This is a genomic window from Variovorax sp. N23, assembly GCF_025486315.1.
GTDB lineage: Bacteria > Pseudomonadota > Gammaproteobacteria > Burkholderiales > Burkholderiaceae_C > Variovorax.
In genome coordinates, this window is sequence record NZ_JAOOPY010000006.1 from 133,261 (window position 1) to 155,721 (window position 22,461).

General features: G+C 67.9%; 22 protein-coding genes. All 22 read left to right on the top strand.

Going from position 1 to position 22,461, the window contains the following annotated elements; genetic code table 11:
* Positions 1 to 5: 5 nt before the first annotated feature.
* The gene (locus N8A90_RS11315) at positions 6 to 1,139 is read left to right on the top strand and encodes a deoxyguanosinetriphosphate triphosphohydrolase (RefSeq protein ID WP_262074966.1); all 1,134 of its coding nucleotides are present in this window, start codon (positions 6 to 8) and stop codon (positions 1,137 to 1,139) included.
* Positions 1,136 to 2,395 carry a CynX/NimT family MFS transporter gene (locus N8A90_RS11320; protein WP_262074967.1) on the top strand — a complete coding sequence of 420 codons (1,260 nt, stop codon included), beginning with the start codon at positions 1,136 to 1,138 and terminating at the stop codon, positions 2,393 to 2,395. Before N8A90_RS11315 ends, N8A90_RS11320 begins: the two co-directional genes overlap by 4 nt.
* Positions 2,396 to 2,475: 80 nt before the next feature.
* Entirely contained in the window at positions 2,476 to 3,009 is a 534-nt protein-coding gene (locus N8A90_RS11325) for a DUF1415 domain-containing protein (RefSeq protein WP_262075176.1), read from the top strand.
* Positions 3,006 to 3,866 carry a class I SAM-dependent methyltransferase gene (locus N8A90_RS11330; protein ID WP_262074968.1) on the top strand — a complete coding sequence of 287 codons (861 nt, stop codon included), beginning with the start codon at positions 3,006 to 3,008 and terminating at the stop codon, positions 3,864 to 3,866. Before N8A90_RS11325 ends, N8A90_RS11330 begins: the two co-directional genes overlap by 4 nt.
* Positions 3,867 to 3,872: 6 nt before the next feature.
* Positions 3,873 to 4,565: a transposase gene (locus tag N8A90_RS11335; RefSeq protein WP_262074970.1), complete on the top strand. Its 693-nt coding sequence runs from the start codon at positions 3,873 to 3,875 to the stop codon at positions 4,563 to 4,565.
* 185 nt (positions 4,566 to 4,750) lie between these two features.
* Positions 4,751 to 9,490, top strand: a complete 4,740-nt coding sequence (locus tag N8A90_RS11340; protein WP_262074971.1) for a glutamate synthase-related protein — start codon at positions 4,751 to 4,753, stop codon at positions 9,488 to 9,490.
* A 37-nt stretch (positions 9,491 to 9,527) separates the two neighbouring features.
* Complete coding sequence (locus N8A90_RS11345) at positions 9,528 to 11,006, top strand: glutamate synthase subunit beta (RefSeq protein WP_262074972.1); 1,479 nt, start codon at positions 9,528 to 9,530, stop codon at positions 11,004 to 11,006.
* 59 nt (positions 11,007 to 11,065) lie between these two features.
* Positions 11,066 to 11,923, top strand: a complete 858-nt coding sequence (locus N8A90_RS11350) for an ABC transporter ATP-binding protein (RefSeq protein ID WP_262074973.1) — start codon at positions 11,066 to 11,068, stop codon at positions 11,921 to 11,923.
* Entirely contained in the window at positions 11,920 to 12,702 is a 783-nt protein-coding gene (gene mlaE / locus N8A90_RS11355) for a lipid asymmetry maintenance ABC transporter permease subunit MlaE (RefSeq protein WP_262074974.1), read from the top strand. Before N8A90_RS11350 ends, mlaE begins: the two co-directional genes overlap by 4 nt.
* 25 nt (positions 12,703 to 12,727) lie before the next feature.
* Positions 12,728 to 13,216 (top strand): outer membrane lipid asymmetry maintenance protein MlaD, encoded by a 489-nt coding sequence (gene mlaD / locus N8A90_RS11360; protein ID WP_262074975.1) that lies wholly within the window; start codon positions 12,728 to 12,730, stop codon positions 13,214 to 13,216.
* A complete protein-coding gene (locus N8A90_RS11365) occupies positions 13,213 to 13,968 on the top strand; it encodes a VacJ family lipoprotein (RefSeq protein ID WP_410087662.1) in 756 nt (251 codons plus the stop codon). Before mlaD ends, N8A90_RS11365 begins: the two co-directional genes overlap by 4 nt.
* A gap of 134 nt (positions 13,969 to 14,102) precedes the next feature.
* A complete protein-coding gene (locus tag N8A90_RS11370; RefSeq protein WP_262074977.1) occupies positions 14,103 to 14,762 on the top strand; it encodes a phospholipid-binding protein MlaC in 660 nt (219 codons plus the stop codon).
* A gap of 3 nt (positions 14,763 to 14,765) precedes the next feature.
* Entirely contained in the window at positions 14,766 to 15,038 is a 273-nt protein-coding gene (locus N8A90_RS11375) for a lipid asymmetry maintenance protein MlaB (RefSeq protein ID WP_262074978.1), read from the top strand.
* A gap of 33 nt (positions 15,039 to 15,071) precedes the next feature.
* Positions 15,072 to 16,019, top strand: coding sequence for an ABC transporter ATP-binding protein (locus tag N8A90_RS11380; protein WP_262074979.1), 948 nt, complete (start codon positions 15,072 to 15,074; stop codon positions 16,017 to 16,019).
* Complete coding sequence (locus N8A90_RS11385) at positions 16,019 to 16,783, top strand: ABC transporter permease (protein ID WP_262075178.1); 765 nt, start codon at positions 16,019 to 16,021, stop codon at positions 16,781 to 16,783. Before N8A90_RS11380 ends, N8A90_RS11385 begins: the two co-directional genes overlap by 1 nt.
* Before the next feature lie 4 nt (positions 16,784 to 16,787).
* The gene (locus N8A90_RS11390) at positions 16,788 to 17,030 is read left to right on the top strand and encodes a BolA family protein (protein ID WP_262074980.1); all 243 of its coding nucleotides are present in this window, start codon (positions 16,788 to 16,790) and stop codon (positions 17,028 to 17,030) included.
* A gap of 29 nt (positions 17,031 to 17,059) precedes the next feature.
* Entirely contained in the window at positions 17,060 to 18,343 is a 1,284-nt protein-coding gene (gene murA / locus N8A90_RS11395; RefSeq protein WP_262074981.1) for a UDP-N-acetylglucosamine 1-carboxyvinyltransferase, read from the top strand.
* The gene (gene hisG / locus N8A90_RS11400) at positions 18,340 to 18,981 is read left to right on the top strand and encodes an ATP phosphoribosyltransferase (RefSeq protein WP_262074982.1); all 642 of its coding nucleotides are present in this window, start codon (positions 18,340 to 18,342) and stop codon (positions 18,979 to 18,981) included. Before murA ends, hisG begins: the two co-directional genes overlap by 4 nt.
* Before the next feature lie 6 nt (positions 18,982 to 18,987).
* Positions 18,988 to 20,310 carry a histidinol dehydrogenase gene (gene hisD / locus N8A90_RS11405; protein WP_262074983.1) on the top strand — a complete coding sequence of 441 codons (1,323 nt, stop codon included), beginning with the start codon at positions 18,988 to 18,990 and terminating at the stop codon, positions 20,308 to 20,310.
* 10 nt (positions 20,311 to 20,320) lie between these two features.
* A complete protein-coding gene (locus N8A90_RS11410; RefSeq protein ID WP_262074984.1) occupies positions 20,321 to 20,674 on the top strand; it encodes a hypothetical protein in 354 nt (117 codons plus the stop codon).
* A 7-nt stretch (positions 20,675 to 20,681) separates the two neighbouring features.
* Positions 20,682 to 21,770: a histidinol-phosphate transaminase gene (hisC, locus tag N8A90_RS11415; RefSeq protein ID WP_262074985.1), complete on the top strand. Its 1,089-nt coding sequence runs from the start codon at positions 20,682 to 20,684 to the stop codon at positions 21,768 to 21,770.
* Positions 21,767 to 22,426 carry an imidazoleglycerol-phosphate dehydratase HisB gene (gene hisB / locus N8A90_RS11420; protein ID WP_262074986.1) on the top strand — a complete coding sequence of 220 codons (660 nt, stop codon included), beginning with the start codon at positions 21,767 to 21,769 and terminating at the stop codon, positions 22,424 to 22,426. Before hisC ends, hisB begins: the two co-directional genes overlap by 4 nt.
* Positions 22,427 to 22,461: the final 35 nt, after the last annotated feature.

Genomic DNA, 22,461 nt, shown 5'->3' on the forward strand with positions numbered 1-22,461 from the left:
CGGCCATGAACGAACTCGCGCCTCACGCCAGCCACCCGGTGCGTTCGCGCGGGCGTCGCCATCCGGAGCCACCCGCGCCGACCCGCGACGACTTCCAGCGCGACCGCGATCGCATCGTCCACTCCACCGCCTTTCGCCGGCTGGTCTACAAGACGCAGGTTTTCCTCAACCACGAGGGCGACCTGTTCCGCACCCGCCTCACGCATTCGCTGGAGGTCGCGCAACTGGCGCGCTCCATCGCTCGCGCGCTGCAGCTGAACGAGGACCTGGTCGAGGCCATCGCGCTCGCGCACGACCTGGGGCACACGCCCTTCGGCCATGCGGGGCAGGACGCGCTGGACGACTGCATGCGCGAACACGGTGGCTTCGAGCACAACCTGCAGAGCCTGCGTGTGGTCGACACGCTCGAACACCGCTATCCGCAGTACGACGGCCTCAACCTCAGCTTCGAGACGCGCGAAGGCATCCTCAAGCACTGCTCGCGCGCCAACGCCGAGCACATCGAGGCCGCGGAGCCGAACGGCGTGGCCCGCCGCTTCCTCGAGCGCACGCAGCCCAGCCTCGAGGCGCAGCTGTGCAACCTGGCCGACGAGATCGCCTACAACGCGCACGACATCGACGACGGGGTGCGCTCCGGGCTCATCGGCATCGATCAGCTCGCCGAGGTCGAACTCTTCGAGCGCTATCGCCGCGAGGCGCTGGCCGAGCACCCCGGGCTCGCCGGTCGCCGCGTTCTGTACGAAACCATCCGCCGCATGCTGAGCGCACAGGTCTACGACGTGATCGATGCGACGCGCGCGGCCATCGCGGCCGCCGCGCCGGCGGACGCCGATGCGGCGCGACAGGCCGGGCCGCTCGTGCTCTTCGGCGACGCGATGCGCGCGCAATCGGCGGCGCTCAAGCGCTTTCTCTTCCACGGGCTCTATCGGCATCCGCAGGTCATGCAGACCACCGCACAGGCCCGCGTGGTGGTGCAGGAACTGTTCGCCGCGTACCTCGGCCATCCGTCGGACATGCCCGAATCCTTTGCCGTGCGCATCGACCGGCCGCGCGCCGTGGCCGACTACATCGCCGGCATGACCGACCGTTTCGCCATGCGCGAGCACGAGCGCCTCACCGGGCGGGCGTGGACGGTATGAACAGTGCGCCGTCGAGGCTGCCTCCCGCGACCCTGGCTGTGCTGTTCGCCGGTGTGAGTGCCGCACTGCACCTCGGCAAGCTGCCCCCGGCGGTGAGCGCCCTGCAGGCGTCGCTGGGCATCGGCCTGGTCGAAGCGGGCTTTCTGCTGGCGCTGGTGCAGGTCGCCGGCATGACGCTCGGCCTGCTGGCAGGGCTGGCGGCCGACGCGATCGGCCTGCGCCGGAGCATGCTGATCGGGTTGGCCATGCTGACCGTCGCGAGCGTGCTTGGCGGTGGGGTCGGCGTCGCGGGTTGGCCCGGCGCTGGCGCCGTGCACGCGCTGCTCGGCCTGCGCGCGATCGAGGGGCTGGGCTTCCTGATGGTCGTGATGCCGGCCCCGGCACTGATCCGCACGACCGCGCCGCCGGGCCGCGAGAAGTCGGCTCTGGGTTGGTGGGGTGCCTACATGCCGCTCGGCGTGGCAGCCGCGCTGCTCGTCGGCCCCTTCCTGATCGGTGCGGCCGGCTGGCCGGCGTGGTGGTGGGCGATTGCGGCGGTCTCCGCTGCCGCCGCGCTGTGCGTCGCGCTCTGCGTGCCGGGCGACGATGCGCATGTGCCGCCGTCGACCGCACCGCGGGCCGCGTCGTGGTCGGCCCGATCGCGCAGCACGCTGCGGTCGACCGGGCCGTGGCTCGTCGCCGCCGCATTCGCCGTGTATTCGTCCCAGTGGATCGCGGTGATCGGCTTCCTGCCGGCGATCTACGCCGAGGCCGGCGTGCCCGCGAAGTGGAGCGCACTGCTCACGGCACTGGCGGCGGCGATGAACATCGGCGGCAACGTGCTGGGCGGGCGCTGGCTGCAGCGGGGTGTTCCGGCAGGGCGCCTGCTGCGCTGGGGGTACGCGTCGATGGCGGTCGGTGCCGTGGCGGCCTTCGCGCAGGTCGGTGCCGGTGTCGACGCCGTGGGCCTGCCGCCGCCACTGCGCTATCTCGCGATCTGCGGCTTCTCCCTGGCCGGCGGCATGGTGCCGGCCACGCTCTTCGTGCTTGCCGTGCGTGTCGCGCCCGGTGCATCGACCGTGGCGACCACGGTCGGGCTGATGCAGCAGGCGTCGGCCTTCGGTCAGTTCGCCGCGCCGCCGCTGGTCGCCTGGCTGGCGCATCGCGCCGGGGGCTGGCAGTGGACCTGGGCCGTGACCGCGGGGTGCGCGGCGATCGGCATCCTGCTGGCCGGCCGGCTCGCGCGGCGCAGCGCGCCGGCCGGAGTGCCCGCATGACGCACGGGGCCCATTCCGGCGGCGGCGAGCCGGTGCGCGCCGTGGCTGAGACAATCACCGCGGCGCAGGCCGAGGCCGACATGCGCCACTGGCTCGAAGCGGCGGTGATCGGCCTCAACCTGTGCCCGTTCGCCAAGGCCGTGCACGCGAAGCGGCAGGTCCACTACGCGGTGCACCTGCCGGCCGATGACGACGCCGGCCTGCTCGACAGGCTGCTGGCCGAAGCGAACGCCCTGGCCGCCCTCCCGGCGGCCGAGCGCGACACCACCCTTCTGATGGCACCCCACACCTTGGCCGATTTCCTGGACTTCAACGATTTCACCGCGCGCGCCGAGCGCCGGCTGGCGCGCGCCGGTTTCGAGGGCACGCTGCAACTGGCGAGCTTCCATCCGCGCTTCCAGTTCGCGGGCACCGAGGCGGACGACATCGGCAACGCCACCAACCGTGCGCCGTACCCGACGCTGCACCTGCTGCGCGAAGAAAGCATCGACCGTGCGGTGGAAGCCTTCCCGGACGCCGAGGCGATCTTCGAGCGCAACATCGAGACGCTCGAGGCGCTGGGCGCCGACGGCTGGGCCGCGTTGCACGTCGGCCCGGGCGGAGCCGCGCGATGAGCAAGCTCGACAAGGCCGCGAAGGCCGAAGCCGACGTGCTGCAGGAGCTGCGGCCGGGCCAGTCCATCGAACTGCTCAAGGAACTGCACATCCTCACGCGCGAAGGCCGGCTGAACCAGGATTCGCGGCGCAAGCTCAAGCAGGTCTACCACCTGTTCCAGTTCATCGAGAAGCTGCTGCGCGAGCTGCCGGGGGAGGGCGCCGGCGCCACGCTGGCCGACCACGGGGCCGGCAAGTCGTACCTCGGATTCATCATCTACGACCTGTTCTTCAAGGCGCTCGGCGGTGGCCATGTCTACGGCATCGAGACGCGCGGCGAGCTGATCGAGAAGTCGCGCGCGCTGGCCGCGCGGCTGGGCTTCGATCGCATGGCCTTCCTCAACCTGACGGTGGCTGAATCGACCCACGCCAGCGAACTGCCGGCGCAGATCGACGTGGTCACGGCGCTGCACGCCTGCGACACCGCGACCGACGACGCCATCGCCTTCGGCCTGGCGAAGCAGGCGAAGTTCATGGTGCTGGTGCCCTGCTGCCAGGCCGAGATCGCCGCCTGCCTGCGCCAGACCAAGGCGCTGGCCCTGTCGCGCACGCCGCTGGCCGAGCTGTGGCGGCATCCGCTGCACACGCGCGAGATCGGCAGCCAGCTCACCAATGTGCTGCGCTGCCTGTACCTGGAAGCGCAGGGCTACCAGGTCACGGTGACCGAGCTGGTCGGCTGGGAGCACAGCATGAAGAACGAGCTCATCATCGCGCGGCGCACCGGCCACGCGAAGGCGAGCGCGGCCGAACGGCTGCGCAGCCTGCTGGCGGAGTTCGGCCTCTCCTCGCTGCTGGAAACGCGCTTCCGTCTGCACTGAGAGGCCATGGCCCGCCTGCCCCGACTCACGCTGCCCGGCCAGCCGCACCACGTGATCCAGCGCGGCAACAACCGCCAGGCCATCTTCATCGACAGCGCCGACCGGGAGCGCCTGCTGGCGCTCTGGGCCGAGCAGGCGCCGCGCTTCGACGTGGCGCTGCATGCCTACGTGCTGATGGACAACCACTTCCATTTGCTGGCGACGCCGGCGACAGCGGATGGGCTGCCGAAGTTCATGCAGGCGGTCGGTCGCAGCTACGTCCGCGCCTTCAACGACCGCCATGGCCGCAGCGGCACGCTGTGGGAAGGGCGCTACCGCGCCACGGTGCTGCAGGCCGAGCGCTATCTTCTGCCCTGCATGGTCTACATGGACCTCAATCCGGTGCGTGCCGGCCTGGTGGCGGAGGCACGCGACTTCCCCTGGTCGAGCCATCACCACTACGCCGGACTCCGCACCGATCGCTTCCTGTCGCCGCATCCGCTGTACTGGACGCTGGGCAACACGCCGTTCGCGCGCGAGGCGGCCTACGCCGAACTGGTGCGAGGCGGCGTCGGCGCGCGCGACCAGCAGGTGTTGACCGAGTCCGCCCTGCAAGGGTGGGCGGCGGGGGACGAGCGCTTCGTGGCCCTGCTGCAGGAGGCGACGGGGCGGCGTCTGGTCAAGGCGCGGGCCGGGCGGCGGCCGTTGCCAAAGGCCTGAGCAACGGCAACACGGCGAACGTGTTGACGTGCTTCCTTAATATGTCCCCAATTAATATCCGAATGGAATAATCAGAATTAATTTAGTATCTGACCCCTATTAAAAAGCTTGGCATTGTTTGTGCAACGCAATATCCTCCGTTTCCCTGCGAATTTCCCGCGAAAAAAATGAAGGAGTGCGTCCCCATGACGACGGAAGCCGAGATCCAACACCTGGAGCAACACGGTCTGTATTCGGCCAGCCACGAGCATGACGCTTGCGGCCTGGGCTTCGTGGCGCACATCAAGGGCGAGAAGCGGCACGACATCGTGACGCAGGCGCTCAAGATCCTCGAGAACATCGACCATCGCGGCGCAGTGGGCGCTGACAAGCTGATGGGCGACGGCGCCGGCATCCTGATCCAGATCCCCGACGCGCTGTACCGGGAAGAGATGGGCAAGCAGGGCATCGCGCTCCCGCCCTACGGGGAGTACGGCGTCGGCATGATCTTCCTGCCGAAGGAGCACGCCTCGCGCATGGCCTGCGAGCAGGAGATGGAGCGCGCCATCAAGGCCGAAGGCCAGGTGCTGCTGGGCTGGCGCGATGTGCCGGTCAACCGCGAGATGCCCATGTCGCCGGCCGTCAAGAAGACCGAGCCGATCCTGCGGCAGGTCTTCATCGGCCGCGGCAACGACGTCATCGTGCAGGACGCGCTGGAGCGCAAGCTGTACGTGATCCGCAAGACCGCCAGCGCCAACATCCAGAACCTGGAACTCAAGCACAGCAAGGAATACTACGTTCCGAGCATGTCGAGCCGTACCGTGGTCTACAAGGGCCTGTTGCTGGCCGACCAGGTGGGCGTGTACTACCTCGACCTGTCCGACGAGCGCTGCGTCTCGGCCATCGGCCTGGTGCACCAGCGCTTCTCGACCAACACCTTCCCCAAGTGGCCGCTGGCCCACCCGTACCGCTATGTCGCCCACAACGGCGAAATCAACACGGTGCGCGGCAACTACAACTGGATGAAGGCGCGCGAAGGCGTGATGTCGTCGCCGGTGCTCGCCGCCGACCTGAAGAAGCTGTACCCGATCAGCTTCGCGGGCCAGTCCGACACCGCCACCTTCGACAACTGCCTCGAACTCATGACCATGGCGGGCTACCCGATCAGCCAGGCCGTGATGATGATGATCCCTGAGCCGTGGGAGCAGCACGACACCATGGACGAGCGCCGCCGCGCCTTCTACGAATACCACGCCGCGATGATGGAGCCGTGGGACGGCCCCGCGTCGATCGTCTTCACCGACGGCCGCCAGATCGGCGCCACGCTCGACCGCAACGGCCTGCGTCCGTCGCGCTACTGCGTGACCGACGACGACCTGGTCATCATGGCGTCGGAGTCCGGCGTGCTGCCGGTGCCCGAGCACAAGATCGTGCGCAAGTGGCGCCTGCAGCCCGGCAAGATGTTCCTGATCGACCTGGAGCAGGGCCGCATGATCGACGACGACGAGCTCAAGGCGTATGTCGTCAACACCAAGCCCTACAAGCAGTGGATCGAGAACCTGCGCATCAAACTCGACAACGTCGAGGCGCCCGCACCCGAAGTGCACGAGAGCACGGTCTCCCTGCTCGATCGGCAGCAGGCCTTCGGCTACACGCAGGAAGACATCAAGTTCCTGCTGAGCCCGATGGCGCAGGCCGGGGAAGAGGGCATCGGCTCGATGGGCAACGACAGTCCGCTGGCCGTGCTGTCGAGCAAGAACAAGACGCTCTACAACTACTTCCGGCAGATGTTCGCCCAGGTGACGAACCCCCCGATCGACCCGATCCGCGAAGCGATCGTGATGTCGCTCAACAGCTTCATCGGCCCGAAGCCGAACCTGCTGGACATCAACCAGGTCAACCCGCCGATGCGGCTCGAGGTGGCCCAGCCCATCCTCGACTTCGCCGACATGGCGAAGCTGCGCAACATCGAGCAGCACACGCAGGGCAAGTTCCGCAGCACTACGCTGGACATCACCTACCCGGCCAGCTGGGGCCGTGAAGGTGTGGAGGCCAAGCTGGCGTCGCTGTGCGCCGAAGCGGTCGACGCGATCAAGGGCGGCAGCAACATCCTGATCGTGAGCGACCGCGCGTTGAGCGCCACGCAGGTCGCCATCCCGGCCCTGCTGGCGTCCAGCGCGATCCACCAGCACCTGGTGCGCGAGGGCCTGCGCACGACCACCGGCCTGGTGGTCGAAACCGGCAGCGCCCGCGAGGTGCATCACTTCGGCGTGCTGGCCGGCTACGGTGCCGAAGCCGTGCACCCCTACCTCGCCATGGAGACGCTGGCCGCGATCCACAAGGACCTGCCGGGCGACCTGTCGGCTGAGAAGGCGATCTACAACTACGTGAAGGCGATCGGCAAGGGCCTGTCGAAGATCATGTCCAAGATGGGCGTGAGCACGTACATGAGCTACTGCGGCGCGCAGCTGTTCGAGGCCATCGGCCTGAACAACGACACCATCGGCAAGTACTTCTCGGGCACCGCCAGCCGTGTCGAAGGCATCGGCGTCTTCGAGATCGCGGAAGAGGCGCTGCGCATGCATGCCGCCGCCTTCGGCGACGACCCGGTGCTGGCCAACATGCTCGATGCCGGCGGCGAATACGCCTGGCGCACCCGTGGAGAAGAGCACATGTGGAGCCCCGACGCGATCGCCAAGCTGCAACACAGCACGCGCGCCAACAACTGGAACACGTACAAGGAGTACGCCCAGATCATCAACGACCAGAGCCGCCGCCACATGACGCTGCGCGGCCTGTTCGAGTTCAAGATCGATCCGTCGAAGGCGATTCCCGTGGAGGAGGTCGAGCCGGCCGCCGAGATCGTCAAGCGCTTCGCCACCGGCGCGATGTCGCTGGGCTCGATCTCGACCGAGGCGCATGCCACGCTGGCCGTGGCGATGAACCGCATCGGCGGCAAGAGCAACACGGGCGAGGGCGGCGAAGACCCGGCGCGCTACCGCAACGAACTCAAGGGCATTCCGATCAAGCTCGGCGACACGCTCAAGAGCGTGATCGGCGAGGCCAACGTCGAGGTCGACCTGTCGCTCAACCCCGGCGACTCGCTGCGCTCGAAGATCAAGCAGGTCGCGTCGGGCCGCTTCGGCGTCACGGCCGAGTACCTGAGCTCGGCCGACCAGATCCAGATCAAGATGGCCCAGGGCGCCAAGCCTGGCGAAGGCGGTCAGCTGCCCGGCGGCAAGGTGACGGAATACATCGGCAAGCAGCGCTACTCGGTGCCGGGCGTGGGCCTGATCAGCCCGCCGCCGCACCACGACATCTACTCGATCGAAGATCTGGCGCAGCTCATCCATGACCTGAAGAACGTCGCGCCGCACGCCAGCATCAGCACGAAGCTGGTGAGCGAGGTGGGCGTGGGCACGGTGGCCGCGGGCGTGACCAAGTGCAAGAGCGACCACCTGGTGATCGCTGGCCACGACGGCGGTACGGGCGCGTCGCCCTGGTCGTCGATCAAGCATGCCGGCGGCCCCTGGGAAATCGGCCTGGCCGAGACGCAGCAGACCCTGGTGCTGAACCGCCTGCGCGGCCGCGTGCGGGTGCAGGCCGACGGCCAGATGAAGACCGGCCGCGACGTCGCCATCGGCGCGCTGCTGGGCGCCGACGAATTCGGCTTCGCGACCGCGCCGCTGATCGTCGAGGGCTGCATCATGATGCGCAAGTGCCACCTGAACACCTGCCCGGTGGGCGTGGCCACGCAAGACCCGGTGCTGCGCAAGAAGTTCTCCGGCAAGCCCGAGCATGTCGTCAACTACTTCTTCTTCATCGCGGAAGAAGTGCGGCAGATCATGGCGCAGCTGGGTATCCGCAACTTCAACGACATGATCGGCCGCGCCGACCTGCTCGACATGAAGAAGGGCATTGCGCACTGGAAGGCCAGCGGCCTCGATTTCAGCCGCCTGTTCGCGCTGCCGAACGTGCCGGACGACGTGCCGCGCTTTCATGTCGAAGAGCAGGACCACGGCCTCGCCAACAACCTCGACACGCGGCTCATCGAGAAGTCGAAGGCGGCGATCGAGAAGGGCGAGAAGGTCCAGTTCATCGAGGTGGCGCGCAACGTGAACCGCACCGTCGGCGCGAAGCTGTCGGGCGCGCTCACGCGGGTGCACCCCGAGGGCCTGCCGGACGACTCGATCCGCATCCAGCTCGAAGGCACAGGCGGCCAGTCCTTCGGCGCCTTCCTCGCGCGCGGCATCACGCTGTACCTGATCGGCGACGCCAACGACTACACCGGCAAGGGCCTGTCGGGCGGCCGCATCGTGGTGCGTCCGAGCCTGGACTTCCGCGGCGAAGCGGTGCGCAACACCATCGTGGGCAACACCGTGATGTACGGCGCCACCACCGGCGAGGCCTACTTCTGCGGCGTCGCCGGCGAGCGTTTCGCGGTGCGGCTGTCGGGCGCGACCGCGGTCGTCGAGGGCACCGGCGACCATGGCTGCGAATACATGACCGGCGGCACGGTCGCGGTGCTGGGCAAGACCGGCCGCAACTTCGCTGCCGGCATGAGCGGCGGCGTGGCCTTCGTGTACGACGAGGACGGCCGGTTCGCCTCGCGCTGCAACCTGTCGATGGTGTCGCTCGAGAAGGTGCTCACCACCGCCGAGCAGACCGCGACCGTCAAGCCCGCGATCTGGCACAACGGCACGACCGACGAAGCGCAGCTCAAGAAACTGCTGGAAGACCACCACCGCTGGACCGGCAGCAAGCGCGCGCGCGAACTGCTGGACGACTGGACCGTCAGTCGCACCCGTTTCGTGAAGGTGTTCCCGAACGAGTACAAGCGCGCGCTGGCGGAAATCCACGAACGCAAGGCGCTGGTGGCCGCGAGCGGCAACGACGCCAAGGCCGGCCTCGAGCCGCACGCCGTGCGCAAGACCGCAGCGGTCTGACACGCAGTCGCCAAGAACAAAGGAACAGGACAGCACGATGGGAAAGATCACCGGCTTCATGGAGTACGAGCGTCTCGAAGAGGGCTACAGGCCCGTCGAGGAGCGCCTCAAGCACTACAAGGAATTCGTCGTCGGCCTCGACAGGGACCAGGCCAAGATCCAGGGGGCGCGCTGCATGGATTGCGGCACGCCCTTCTGCAACAGCGGTTGCCCGGTCAACAACATCATTCCGGACTTCAACGACCTGGTGTACCGCGACGACTGGCAGAACGCCTTCGCGGTGCTCGACTCGACCAACAACTTCCCGGAATTCACCGGCCGCATCTGCCCCGCCCCGTGCGAGGCGGCCTGCGTGCTCAACGTGAACGACGACGCGGTCGGCATCAAGTCGATCGAGCACGCGATCATCGACCGCGCCTGGAACGAAGGCTGGGTGAAGCCGCGCGTCGCCAAGCACAAGACCGGCAGGAAGGTCGCCGTGGTCGGTGCCGGCCCCGCGGGCCTGGCCGCGGCTCAGCAGCTGGCGCGTGCCGGCCATGACGTGACGCTGTTCGAGAAGAACGACCGCGTGGGCGGCCTGCTGCGCTACGGCATTCCCGACTTCAAGATGGAGAAGACGCACATCGACCGCCGTGTCGAGCAGATGAAGGCCGAGGGCGTGACCTTCCGCACCGGCGTGATCGTCGGCGCTGCCAAGGACACGCTGGGCAAGGATTCCAAGGTCACGAACTGGGCCAAGGAAACCGTCACGCCCGAGCAGCTGGACAAGGAATTCGACGCGGTGCTGCTGACCGGCGGTGCCGAGCAGTCGCGCGACCTGCCGGTGCCCGGCCGCGAACTCGACGGCATCCATTTCGCGATGGAGTTCCTGCCGCAGCAGAACAAGGTCAACGCGGGCGACAAGCTCAAGGGCCAGCTGCGCGCCGACGGCAAGCACGTCATCGTGATTGGTGGCGGCGACACCGGTTCCGACTGCGTGGGCACCAGCAACCGCCATGGCGCGGCCAGCGTCACGCAGTTCGAGCTGATGCCGCAGCCGCCCGAGGAAGAGAACCGCCCGATGACCTGGCCGTACTGGCCGTACAAGCTGCGCACCAGCTCCAGCCACGAAGAAGGCTGCGAGCGCGAGTTCGCCATCTCGACCAAGGAATTCATCGGTGACAAGGGCAAGGTCACCGGCCTGAAGACCGTGCGTGTCGAGTGGAAGGACGGCAAGATGGTCGAGGTGGCCGGCAGCGAGCAGATCCTCAAGGCCGACTTGGTGCTCCTGGCCATGGGCTTCGTCAGCCCGGTCGCGAGCGTGCTCGACGCCTTCGGCATCGAGAAGGACGCACGCGGCAACGCCAAGGCCACGGTCGAGTTCACCGGGGGTTATGCCACCAGCGTTCCGAAGGTCTTTGCCGCCGGCGACATGCGCCGTGGCCAGTCGCTCGTGGTGTGGGCCATCCGCGAGGGCCGGCAGGCGGCGCGCTCGGTCGACGAATTCCTGATGGGCTTCAGCGACCTGCCTCGCTGAAACGTGTCGTAACGTCAACCGGTGGAGTCCCTTATCATGGGGGCTCACCGCGAGCCGGGATGCCTGAAGGGCGCCCCGGCTTTTCTTTTTCAAGTATGGACGCCAACACTCCTTCGCTCATCGAGTTCCGTGACGTGACCTTCGGGTACGGCGCGCGTGCGATCCTGGACGGCGTGTCGTTCGCCGTGCCGCGCGGCAAGGTGACGGCGCTCATGGGCGCCTCCGGCGGCGGCAAGACCACCGTGCTGCGGCTGATCGGCGGGCAACTGCGCGCACAGCGCGGCGAGGTGCTGTTCGACGGTGCCGACATCGGCCAGATGAAGGCCCCGGCGCTCTATGCCGCCCGGCGCCGCATGGGCATGCTGTTCCAGTTCGGTGCGCTGTTCACCGACATGAGTGTCTTCGACAATGTGGCTTTCCCGCTGCGCGAGCACACGTCCTTGCCCGAAGCGCTGGTGCGCGACATCGTGCTCATGAAGCTCGACGCGGTCGGCCTGCGCGGCGCGCGCGACCTGCGGCCCAGCGAGGTGTCGGGCGGCATGGCGCGGCGCGTGGCGCTGGCCCGTGCCATCGCGCTCGACCCCGACCTGGTGATGTACGACGAGCCGTTCGCCGGCCTCGACCCGATCTCGCTGGGCACTGCCGCGCGCCTGATCCGCCAGTTGAACGACACGCTCGGCCTCACGAGCATCATCGTGTCGCACGACCTGGAAGAGACCTTCCGCATCGCCGACCACGTGATCATCCTGGCCAACGGCGGCATCGCGGCGCAGGGGCGGCCCGCACAGGTGCGGGAGAGCGTCGACCCGCTGGTCCACCAGTTCGTCAACGCGCTGCCCGACGGGCCGGTGCATTTCCATTACCCCGGGGCTTCGATCGAAGACGACTTCGGCCCCGCGCCGGGAGGACATCGATGAGCATCTGGAATCCGGCCGACGTCGGCTTCGCCGTCCGCAGCAAGCTGGCCGACATGGGCCGCGGCGCACGGCTGTTCATGCGACTGGCCGGTCCGGGCGCACGCAGCCTGGGCCGCTTCTCGCTGGTGCGCGACCAGATCCACTTCCTGGGCAACTACTCGCTGGCGATCATCGCGATCTCCGGGCTGTTCGTCGGCTTCGTGCTCGGCCTGCAGGGCTACTACACGCTTCAGCGCTACGGATCGGCCGACGCGCTGGGCCTGCTGGTCGCGCTGAGCCTGGTGCGGGAACTCGGCCCGGTGGTGGCCGCGCTGCTCTTCGCGGGGCGTGCCGGTACCTCGCTGACGGCCGAGATCGGCCTCATGAAGGCGGGAGAGCAACTGAGCGCCATGGAGATGATGGCGGTCGACCCGGTGCAGCGCATCTTGGCGCCGCGCTTCTGGGCCGGCGTGATCACCATGCCGCTGCTGGCCGCCGTGTTCAGCGCGGTCGGCATCCTGGGCGGCTACGTGGTCGGCGTGCTCATGCTGGGGCTCGATCCGGGCTCCTTCTGGAGCCAGATGCAGGGTGGCGTCGACGTCTGGAAGGATGTCGGCAACGGGGTGGTCAAGAGCGTCGTCTTCGGCTTCACCGTGACCTTCGTGGCCCTGCTGCAGGGTTTCGAGGCGCAGCCCACGCCGGAGGGCGTGTCGCGCGCCACGACACGGACCGTGGTGGTGGCCTCGCTGGCCGTGCTCGGCCTGGATTTCCTGCTGACGGCGATGATGTTCAGCATCTAGTAGAAACGCACAACGAGATCGAACCATGCAACGTTCCAACAATGACATCTGGGTGGGCCTGTTCGTGCTGATCGGCGCGGCGGCGCTGCTCTTCCTGGCGCTGCAGTCGGCCAACCTGCTGAGCCTGAGTTTCCAAAAGTCTTACACGGTCACGGCGCGTTTCGACAACATCGGCGGCCTCAAGCCCCAGGCCGCGCTCAAGAGCGCGGGCGTGGTGGTCGGACGTGTCGAGTCGATCACGTTCGACGACAAGAATTTCCAGGCCAGTGTGACGCTGTCTTTGCAAAATCGCTACAGTTTCCCCAAGGACAGCTCGCTCAAGATCCTGACCAGTGGCCTGCTCGGCGAGCAGTACATCGGGATCGAGGCGGGTGCCGAGGAAAAGAACCTTCAGCAGGGTGACGTGATCACTTCCACGCAATCTGCGGTCGTTCTGGAAAATCTGATCAGCCAGTTCCTGTACAGCAAGGCAGCCGAGGGCAGTTCGCAACCAGCGCCAGCCACCAAGAAATGATGCCCTCCACCTCCGTATCTCCGGCCGCATCGGCCCCGATCCCGCTGCGGCGCGTCCGCTTCGCCGCCGCAGCGCTGATGCTGGCGACCCTGGCCGGCTGTGCCAGCGGGCCTTACCCGAACAAGGCCGACCCCTTCGAGCCCCTGAATCGCGGTGTCTTCAGTTTCAACGACGCGGTCGACCGGACGGTGCTGGTGCCGGTGGCCACGACCTACCAGAAGGTGCTGCCGTCGCCGGTGCGCACGGGGGTCAACAACTTCTTCGCGAATCTGGGTGACGTCTGGAACTTCGCCAACAGCGTGTTGCAACTCAAGCCGCAGAACAGCGCCGAGACCTTCATGCGGCTCAACGTCAACACCTTCTTCGGCCTGGGCGGCCTGATCGACGTGGCCAGCGAACTGGGCATCGACCGGCACAGCGAGGATTTCGGCCAGACCCTGGGCCGCTACGGCGTGCCCAGCGGCCCCTATGTGGTGCTGCCGATCCTGGGCCCGTCCACGGTGCGCGACACGGCGGCCCTGCCGATCGATCTCAAGGGCGATCTGGTCGGCTATGTCCACGACATCCCGGTCCGCAATTCGATGTACGTGCTGCGCGTCGTCGACACCCGCGCCACCTACCTCCGGGCCGGCCGCCTGATTGGCGATGCCGCACTCGACAAGTACTCCTTCACACGCGATGCGTACCTCCAGCGCCGGCGCAGCGAGGTGTACGACGGCAACCCGCCGGACGACGGCGCCGGTGCCGACTGAGGGGCCGCGCTTGCATCCGGTTGCAAGCGCCCACCCCGCGCCCGGAACCCGGCGCGCGCTTTGTTCTTCCAACAGGCTGGAGCCCTGCGCTGCGGGCTCCGTCTTCTGATTCGCTCGAGGAAACCGCTTTGACCATGAACTCCACCGCTACCGTGCAACGCCGCCACATCGGCCGGCTCGCCCTCGCCAGCGCCTTGCTGTTCGGTGCGGCCGCATTTTTCGTCTCGCCCGCCCGTGCCGCCGACGAAGCGCCCGACGCCCTGGTGCAGCGCATTTCCGGTGATGTGCTGGACACGATCAAGGCCGACAAGTCGATCAAGGCCGGCGACATCAACAAGATCATGGTGCTGGTCGACAGCAAGATCATGCCCAACGTCAACTTTCAGCGCATGACCGCCTCGGCCGTCGGCCCGGCCTGGCGCCAGGCCACGCCGGAGCAGAAGAAGCGGCTGCAGGACGAATTCAAGACGCTGTTGGTGCGCACCTATGCCGGCGCGCTCGACCAGGTGAGCAACCAGAGTGTCAGCGTCCGGCCCTTCCGCGGTTCGTCCGACGACAAGGAGGTGCTCGTGCGCACCGAGATCCGCGGTGGCGGCGACCCGGTGCAGCTCGACTACCGCCTCGAGAAGACGCCGGGCGAGGGCAGCGGCTGGAAGGTCTACAACCTCAATGTGCTGGGCGTCTGGCTGGTCGACACCTACCGCACGCAGTTCGCGCAGCAGATCAACAGCCAGGGCATCGACGGGCTGATCGCGGCGCTGGCAGCGCGCAACAAGAGCAACGACAAGAGCTGACCGATGCTGGTCCTGCCGCCCAAGTTGACGCACGACGAAGCCCCCGCCTGCATGCGGATGCTGCAGCAGGGCCTCGCCGGGCAGGACGGCTCCAGTGCCGTGGTCGATGCCAGCGCGCTCGAGCGCTTCGATTCGTCGGCGCTGGCGGTTCTGCTGGAATGCCGCCGTGAGGCGAGCGCGCTGGGCCGCAGCTTTGCGGTCAAGGGCCTGTCGCCCCGCCTGCGCGAGCTGGCTTCGCTCTACGGTATCGCGGGCCTTTTGCCTGCCGCGCCCTAGAAAAGTGCGACCGGCCTAGAATCTCGGGCTCCCATGCCCGCGATCTCCTTCCAGTCGGTCTGCAAGACCTATCCCGCCTCACGTCAACAGCGCGCCCTGGGAAAACCGGGTCTGCGCGCCGTCGATGACGTCAGCTTCCAGATTGAAGAGGGCGAGTTCTTCGGCCTGCTCGGGCCGAACGGCGCGGGCAAGACCACCCTCATCAGCATGCTCGCCGGGCTCTCCCGGCCGACCTCGGGCAGCGTGAGCGTGCACGGCTTCGATGTGCAGCGTGACTACGCCGAGGCCCGGCGCCACCTGGGTATCGTGCCGCAGGAACTGGTGTTCGATCCCTTTTTCAACGTCCGCGAGTCGCTGCGCATCCAGTCGGGCTACTTCGGCATCAAGAACAACGACGCCTGGATCGACGAGCTGCTGCACAGCCTGGGCCTGGCCGACAAGGCGAACGCCAACCTGCGACAGCTGTCGGGCGGCATGAAGCGCCGTGTGCTGGTCGCGCAGGCGCTGGTGCACAAGCCGCCAGTGATCGTGCTCGACGAGCCCACGGCCGGGGTCGACGTCGAACTGCGCCAGACGCTGTGGCAGTTCATCGCCAAGCTCAACAAGCAGGGCAGCACCGTGCTGCTCACCACCCACTACCTCGAGGAAGCGGAAGCCCTGTGCAACCGCATCGCGATGCTCAAGCAAGGCCGCGTGATCGCGCTCGACCGCACCAGCGAACTGCTCAAGTCCGCCGCCAGCAACGTGCTGCGCTTCAAGACCGACGCCGACCTGCCGTGGGCGATCGCGCAGCATGCGCGCATCACCGGGCGCATCGTGCAACTGCCCGCGCAGAACGCGCACGAGGTCGAGCAACTGCTCGGCGCGCTGCGCCAGGCCGGCGTGGCGGTGGAAGACGTCGAGATGCGCAAGGCCGACCTGGAGGACGTGTTCATCGACCTGATGGCGGGCGAGCAAGCGCCGCTGGAGGTCGCACGATGATGATTCGAACCACCGGCTGGCGCACGCTGCTCTACAAGGAAACACTGCGCTTCTGGAAGGTCGGCTTCCAGACCGTCGGCGCGCCGATCCTGACTGCCGTGCTGTACCTCATGGTCTTCGGGCATGTGCTGGAAGACCACGTGAAGGTCTACGGCACCGTCGGCTACACCGCCTTCCTCATCCCCGGCCTGGTGATGATGAGCGTGCTGCAGAACGCCTTCGCCAACAGCTCGTCGTCGATCATCCAGAGCAAGATCATGGGCAGCCTGGTCTTCGTGCTGCTCACGCCGCTGTCGCACTGGGGCTGGTTCCTGGCCTACGTCGGCTCCTCGATCATCCGCGGGCTGGCCGTGGGCCTGGGCGTCTTCGTGGTGACGATCTTCTTCGCGATGCCGGACTTCGCCGCGCCGCTGTGGATCCTCGTGTTCGCCTTCCTGGGCGCCGCGATGCTCGGGACGCTGGGCCTGATCGCCGGCCTGTGGGCCGAGAAGTTCGACCAGATGGCGATGTTCCAGAACTTCTTGATCATGCCCATGACCTTCCTGTCGGGCGTGTTCTATTCGATCGGCTCGCTGCCGCCGTTCTGGCAGGGCGTGAGCCACCTGAACCCCTTCTTCTACATGATCGACGGCTTCCGCTACGGCTTCTTCGGCGTCAGCGACACCTCGCCGTGGCTCAGCCTCGGCATCGTGGGCGGTGCCTGGTTGGTCGTCAGCGCCATCGCTGTTCATCTCCTTCGCATCGGCTACAAGATCCGAGGCTGACCCCATGACCGCCGACCAACTCCAAGCCATCATCGAAGCCGGCCTGCCCTGCGAGCACATCGCGCTCGAGGGCGACGGGCGCCATTGGTACGCCACTATCGTCTCGGCCGAATTCGACGGCCTGCGCGCCATCCAGCGGCACCAGCGGGTCTACAAGACGCTCGGTGCGAAAATGCATACCGACGAGGTGCATGCGCTGTCGATGAAGACGTACACGCCCGCCGAATGGGCATCGGCACCGCGCTGAGCCCCGCTCCCCTTCCTGCTGGATTTTTCATGGACAAACTTCTCATTCGCGGCGGGCGCACGCTCGGCGGCGAAGTCATCGTTTCCGGCGCCAAGAACGCCGCGCTGCCCGAGCTCTGCGCCGCGCTGCTGACCGATCAGCCAGTGACGCTGCACAACGTGCCGCGCCTGCAGGACGTGTCGACCATGCTCAAGCTGGTGCGCAACATGGGCGTGGCGGCCGAGCGGGACGACAACGGCACGGTGCGGCTCGACGCGGGTGACCTGAACAACCCTGAGGCGCCCTACGAGCTGGTCAAGACCATGCGTGCGTCGGTGCTGGCGCTGGGCCCGTTGCTGGCGCGCTTCGGCCACGCCAAGGTGTCGCTGCCGGGCGGTTGCGCCATCGGCTCGCGCCCGGTCGACCAGCACATCAAGGGCCTGCAGGCCATGGGCGCCGAGATCGTGGTCGAGCACGGCTACATGCTCGCCAAGCTGCCGGCCGGCCGCTCGCGGCTCCAGGGCGCGCGCATCCTGACCGACATGGTGACCGTCACCGGCACCGAGAACTTCCTGATGGCCGCCGCACTGGCCGAGGGCGAGACGCTGCTCGAGAACGCCGCGCAGGAGCCGGAGATCGTCGACCTGGCCGAGATGCTCATCAAGATGGGCGCGAAGATCGAAGGCCACGGCACCAGCCACATCCGCATCCAGGGCGTCGAGAAACTGCACGGCTGCGAGCACGCCGTGGTGGCCGACCGCATCGAGGCCGGCACCTTCCTGTGCGCCGTGGCCGCGGCCGGTGGCGAGGTCTTCCTGCGCCACGCGCGCGCCGACCACCTCGACGCCGTGATCGACAAGCTGCGCGACGCCGGCTGCGACGTGAAGCCGGTCGAAGGCGGCGTGCGCATTGCCAGCAGCGGCGGCGCCACGCTGAAGGCGCAGGCCTTCCGCACCACCGAATACCCCGGCTTCCCGACCGACATGCAGGCGCAGTTCATGGCGCTCAACTGCGTCGCGCAGGGCACGGCGGCGGTGACCGAGACCATCTTCGAGAACCGATTCATGCATGTGAACGAACTGGTGCGCCTCGGCGCGACCATCCACGTCGACGGCAAGGTGGCGGTGGTGGAGGGCGGCACCGCCCTGTCGGGCGCGACCGTGATGGCGACCGACCTGCGCGCGTCCGCCAGCCTGGTGATCGCCGGCCTGGTGGCCGACGGCGAGACGATGGTCGACCGCATCTACCACCTCGATCGCGGCTACGACCGCATGGAAGCCAAGCTGCGCGGCCTGGGCGCCGACATCGAGCGCGTGACGGGAGCCGCATCGTGATCACGTTGGCCCTGTCCAAGGGACGCATCTTCGACGAAACCCTGCCGATGCTGGCCGCCGCCGGCATCGAAGTGACCGAAGACCCGGAGAAATCGCGCAAGCTGATCCTCGCGACCACGCAGCCCGACGTGCGGGTGGTGCTGGTGCGTGCGTCCGACGTGCCGACCTACGTGCAGTACGGCGGCGCCGACCTCGGCGTGACCGGGCTCGACGTGCTGCTCGAGCACGGCAACCAGGGCCTGTACCAGCCGCTCGACCTGAAGATCGCCGCCTGCCGCCTGAGCGTGGCGGTGCGCGCCGACTACGACTACGCCTCGGCCGTGAAGCAGGGCTCGCGCCTGCGCGTGGCGACCAAGTACGTCGGCCTGTCGCGCGACTTCTTCGCCAGCAAGGGCGTGCACGTCGACCTGATCAAGCTCTACGGCAGCATGGAGCTCGCGCCGCTCACCGGCCTCGCCGATGCCATCGTCGACCTCGTGTCGACGGGCAACACGCTGCGTGCGAACCACCTGGTCGAGGTCGAGCGCATCATGGACATCAGCGCCCGCCTGGTCGTCAACCAGGCCGCGCTCAAGCTCAAGCAGGCGCCGATCCGCCGCATCCTCGACGCCTTCGCGTCGGCCATTCCGCAAGACTGAAAGCCCATGACCCTGTCCGCCGCCCCCCTTCGCCTGTCCACCGCTGCCGCCGATTTCGAGACGGCGTTCAAGGCGCGGCTGCATTGGTCGGCGGATGCGGATGCGGCCATCGAAGAGCGCGTGGCGGAGATCCTGGCCGATGTGCAGCAGCGCGGCGACGCGGCGGTGCTGGAATACACCAAGCGCTTCGACCGCCTCGACCTGGCCGACATGACGGCGCTGGAACTCACGGCCGACGAACTGCGCGCGGCCTTCGAGTCCCTGCCCGCCGTGCAGCGCGAGGCGCTCGAAGCCGCCGCGCGCCGCGTGCGCAGCTACCACGAGGCCCAGAAGAAGGCGAGCGGCGAAAGCTGGCAGTACCGCGACGAAGACGGCACGCTGCTCGGCCAGAAGGTCACGCCGCTCGACCGCGTCGGCATCTACGTGCCGGGCGGCAAGGCGGCCTACCCGTCGAGCGTGCTGATGAACGCGATTCCGGCGCATGTCGCCGGTGTCGGCGAGATCATCATGGTGGTGCCCACGCCGGGCGGCGAGAAGAACCCGCTGGTGCTGGCCGCCGCGCACGTCGCCGGCGTCAGCCGCGCCTTCACCATCGGCGGCGCGCAGGCCGTGGCCGCGCTGGCCTACGGCACCGCGACGGTGCCGGCGGTCGACAAGATCACCGGCCCCGGCAACGCCTACGTGGCGGCCGCCAAGCGCCGCGTCTTCGGCACGGTCGGCATCGACATGATCGCGGGCCCGAGCGAGATCCTGGTGCTGGCCGACGGCAGCACGCCGCCCGACTGGGTGGCGATGGACCTCTTCAGCCAGGCCGAGCACGACGAGCTGGCGCAGAGCATCCTGCTGTGCCCCGACGCCGCGTACATCGACCGTGTGCAGCAGGAAATCGACCGCCTGCTGCCGACCATGCCGCGCGCCGGGATCATCGCCGCGTCGCTCAACGGCCGCGGTGCGCTGATCCAGACGCGCGACATGGAAGAAGCCTGCGCCATCAGCAACCGCATCGCACCCGAGCACCTGGAAGTGAGCAGCCGCGACCCGCACCGCTGGGAGCCGCTGCTCAAGCATGCCGGCGCGATCTTCCTGGGCGCCTTCACCAGTGAGAGCCTCGGCGACTACTGCGCCGGCCCGAACCACGTGCTGCCGACCAGCGGCACCGCGCGCTTCTCCAGCCCGCTGGGCGTCTACGACTTCCAGAAGCGCTCCAGCCTGATCGAGGTGAGCGAGCAGGGCGCGCAGACGCTGGGCCGCATCGCTGTGACGCTGGCCGAGGGCGAAGGCCTGTCGGCGCACGCCGAGGCGGCCCGGATGCGGCTGAAGGCCAACTGAGATCCTGGCGATGGCCGTGCTCGCACGCACCGTCCTGTTGGCCCTTCTCGCCCTGGGCGCCGGCGCCCACGCCATGAGCATCCGCGAACTGCGCACGCTCGAGGCCAACGAGAAGGACGGCAAGCTCTACGCCAACTACTACCTGGTCGGCGTGATGGAAGGCTTGCGCGAGGCGAGCGACGCCGCGCAGCGCGCCGGCCAGAAGCCGCCCTTCTGCATCGAAGGCCGCCGGCTGGAGCCCGCGATGGCCCGCTCGCTCTACCAGACCGAACTCTCGCGCAACGCCGACAGCTACGAGGCCGACATGCCGGTGCAGCTCGTGCTGTCGTCGGCGCTGCGCAGCAGCTACCGCTGCACCCACTGAAGAAACCATGACCGCTTCGACCACCCCCGCCGCCCTCCAGCGCATCCGCGCCGATGTCCAGTCCATGCATGCCTATGCGGTGCAGGACGCGACCGGCCTCCTCAAGCTCGACGCCATGGAGAACCCGCACGGCCTGCCGCCGGTGCTGCAGGCCGAACTCGGCGTGCGCCTTTCGCGCCTGGCGCTCAACCGCTATCCCGGCGCGCGCGGCGACGACCTCAAGCGCGCGCTCGCGGACCACGCGCAGATGCCTGCCGGCTTCTCGCTGATGCTGGGCAACGGCTCGGACGAGCTGATCTCGCTCGTCACGATGGCCTGCGACCTGCCGGGTGCGGCCATCCTGGCACCGCAACCGGGCTTCGTGATGTACGCCATCAGCGCGCAGCTGCAGGGCGTGCGCTTCGTCGGTGTGCCGCTCACGGCCGATTTCGAGCTCGACGGCCCGGCCATGCTGGCCGCCATCGCGACCGAGAAGCCGGCCATCGTGTACCTCGCGTACCCGAACAACCCGACCGCCAACCTCTGGGACGACGCGACGATCGAGCAGATCGTCCAAGCGCAGGGTGCGCAGGGTGGCCTGGTGATCATCGACGAGGCCTACCAGCCCTTCGCGGCCCGCAGCTACATCGACCGCGTGGCGCGCCATGGCCACGTGCTGCTGATGCGCACGCTCAGCAAGTTCGGCCTGGCCGGCGTGCGCCTGGGCTACCTGATGGGGCCGCAGGCGCTGATCGCCGAGATCGACAAGGTGCGCCCGCCCTACAACATCAGCGTGCTGAACTGCGAGTGCGCGCTGTTCGCGCTGGAGCATGCCGACGTGTTCGCTTGGCAGGCGGCCGACCTGCGCGCGCAGCGCGAGCATCTGGTCGCAGGCCTCGCCAGACTGCCCGGCCTGAAGCAGTGGCCCAGCGAGGCCAACATGGTGCTCGTCCGGGTGCCGGACGCGACAAAAACCTTCGAGGGCATGAAGGCACGCGGGGTTCTGATCAAGAACGTTTCTAAAATGCACCCCTTGCTGGCGAATTGCCTGCGCCTGACCGTCGGGACCGCCGACGACAACGCGCGGATGCTCGCGGCGCTCGAATCCTCCCTATGAACACCCCCACGGCACCCGAGGCCGTCGCCGCCGGCGGCGACCGCAAAGCCACCGCGGATTCGCAGAATCCGCGTACGGCCTCCGTCACGCGCAACACCGCCGAGACGAAGATCACCGCCTCGGTGAACCTCGACGGCAGCGGCCGCGCCAAGCTGTCGACGGGCATCGGCTTCTTCGACCACATGCTCGACCAGATCGCCCGCCATGGGCTGATCGACCTCGAGATCGACTGCCAGGGCGACCTGCATATCGACGGCCACCACACGGTGGAAGACGTCGGCATCACGCTGGGCCAGGCGGTCGCGAAGGCCGTCGGCGACAAGAAGGGCATCCGCCGTTACGGCCACGCCTACGTGCCGCTGGACGAGGCGCTCAGCCGCGTGGTCATCGACTTCTCCGGCCGGCCGGGCCTGGTGATGCATGTGCCCTTCACCAGCGGCATGATCGGCGGCTTCGACAGCCAGCTGACCTACGAGTTTTTCCAGGGCTTCGTGAACCACGCCGGCGTGACGCTGCACATCGACAACCTCAAGGGCGTCAATGCGCATCACCAGTGCGAGACGGTGTTCAAAGCCTTCGCCCGCGCGCTGCGCGGCGCGCTGGAGCTGGATCCGCGCTCGGCCGGTGTCATTCCCTCCACCAAAGGCTCCCTGTAAGCATTTCTGATTGCGCGAGCCCGACCGCTCGCGAT

Excerpts from the sequence above, each read along its gene's own strand:
- N8A90_RS11315 (WP_262074966.1), top strand. The coding sequence starts at position 6 with ATGAACGAACTCGCGCCTCACGCCAGCCACCCGGTGCGTTCGCGCGGG.
- N8A90_RS11320 (WP_262074967.1), top strand. The coding sequence starts at position 1,136 with ATGAACAGTGCGCCGTCGAGGCTGCCTCCCGCGACCCTGGCTGTGCTG.
- N8A90_RS11325 (WP_262075176.1), top strand. The coding sequence starts at position 2,476 with ATGCGCCACTGGCTCGAAGCGGCGGTGATCGGCCTCAACCTGTGCCCG.
- N8A90_RS11330 (WP_262074968.1), top strand. The coding sequence starts at position 3,006 with ATGAGCAAGCTCGACAAGGCCGCGAAGGCCGAAGCCGACGTGCTGCAG.
- N8A90_RS11335 (WP_262074970.1), top strand. The coding sequence starts at position 3,873 with ATGGCCCGCCTGCCCCGACTCACGCTGCCCGGCCAGCCGCACCACGTG.
- N8A90_RS11340 (WP_262074971.1), top strand. The coding sequence starts at position 4,751 with ATGACGACGGAAGCCGAGATCCAACACCTGGAGCAACACGGTCTGTAT.
- N8A90_RS11345 (WP_262074972.1), top strand. The coding sequence starts at position 9,528 with ATGGGAAAGATCACCGGCTTCATGGAGTACGAGCGTCTCGAAGAGGGC.
- N8A90_RS11350 (WP_262074973.1), top strand. The coding sequence starts at position 11,066 with ATGCCTGAAGGGCGCCCCGGCTTTTCTTTTTCAAGTATGGACGCCAAC.
- mlaE (WP_262074974.1), top strand. The coding sequence starts at position 11,920 with ATGAGCATCTGGAATCCGGCCGACGTCGGCTTCGCCGTCCGCAGCAAG.
- mlaD (WP_262074975.1), top strand. The coding sequence starts at position 12,728 with ATGCAACGTTCCAACAATGACATCTGGGTGGGCCTGTTCGTGCTGATC.
- N8A90_RS11365 (WP_410087662.1), top strand. The coding sequence starts at position 13,213 with ATGATGCCCTCCACCTCCGTATCTCCGGCCGCATCGGCCCCGATCCCG.
- N8A90_RS11370 (WP_262074977.1), top strand. The coding sequence starts at position 14,103 with ATGAACTCCACCGCTACCGTGCAACGCCGCCACATCGGCCGGCTCGCC.
- N8A90_RS11375 (WP_262074978.1), top strand. The coding sequence starts at position 14,766 with ATGCTGGTCCTGCCGCCCAAGTTGACGCACGACGAAGCCCCCGCCTGC.
- N8A90_RS11380 (WP_262074979.1), top strand. The coding sequence starts at position 15,072 with ATGCCCGCGATCTCCTTCCAGTCGGTCTGCAAGACCTATCCCGCCTCA.
- N8A90_RS11385 (WP_262075178.1), top strand. The coding sequence starts at position 16,019 with ATGATTCGAACCACCGGCTGGCGCACGCTGCTCTACAAGGAAACACTG.
- N8A90_RS11390 (WP_262074980.1), top strand. The coding sequence starts at position 16,788 with ATGACCGCCGACCAACTCCAAGCCATCATCGAAGCCGGCCTGCCCTGC.
- murA (WP_262074981.1), top strand. The coding sequence starts at position 17,060 with ATGGACAAACTTCTCATTCGCGGCGGGCGCACGCTCGGCGGCGAAGTC.
- hisD (WP_262074983.1), top strand. The coding sequence starts at position 18,988 with ATGACCCTGTCCGCCGCCCCCCTTCGCCTGTCCACCGCTGCCGCCGAT.
- N8A90_RS11410 (WP_262074984.1), top strand. The coding sequence starts at position 20,321 with ATGGCCGTGCTCGCACGCACCGTCCTGTTGGCCCTTCTCGCCCTGGGC.
- hisC (WP_262074985.1), top strand. The coding sequence starts at position 20,682 with ATGACCGCTTCGACCACCCCCGCCGCCCTCCAGCGCATCCGCGCCGAT.
- hisB (WP_262074986.1), top strand. The coding sequence starts at position 21,767 with ATGAACACCCCCACGGCACCCGAGGCCGTCGCCGCCGGCGGCGACCGC.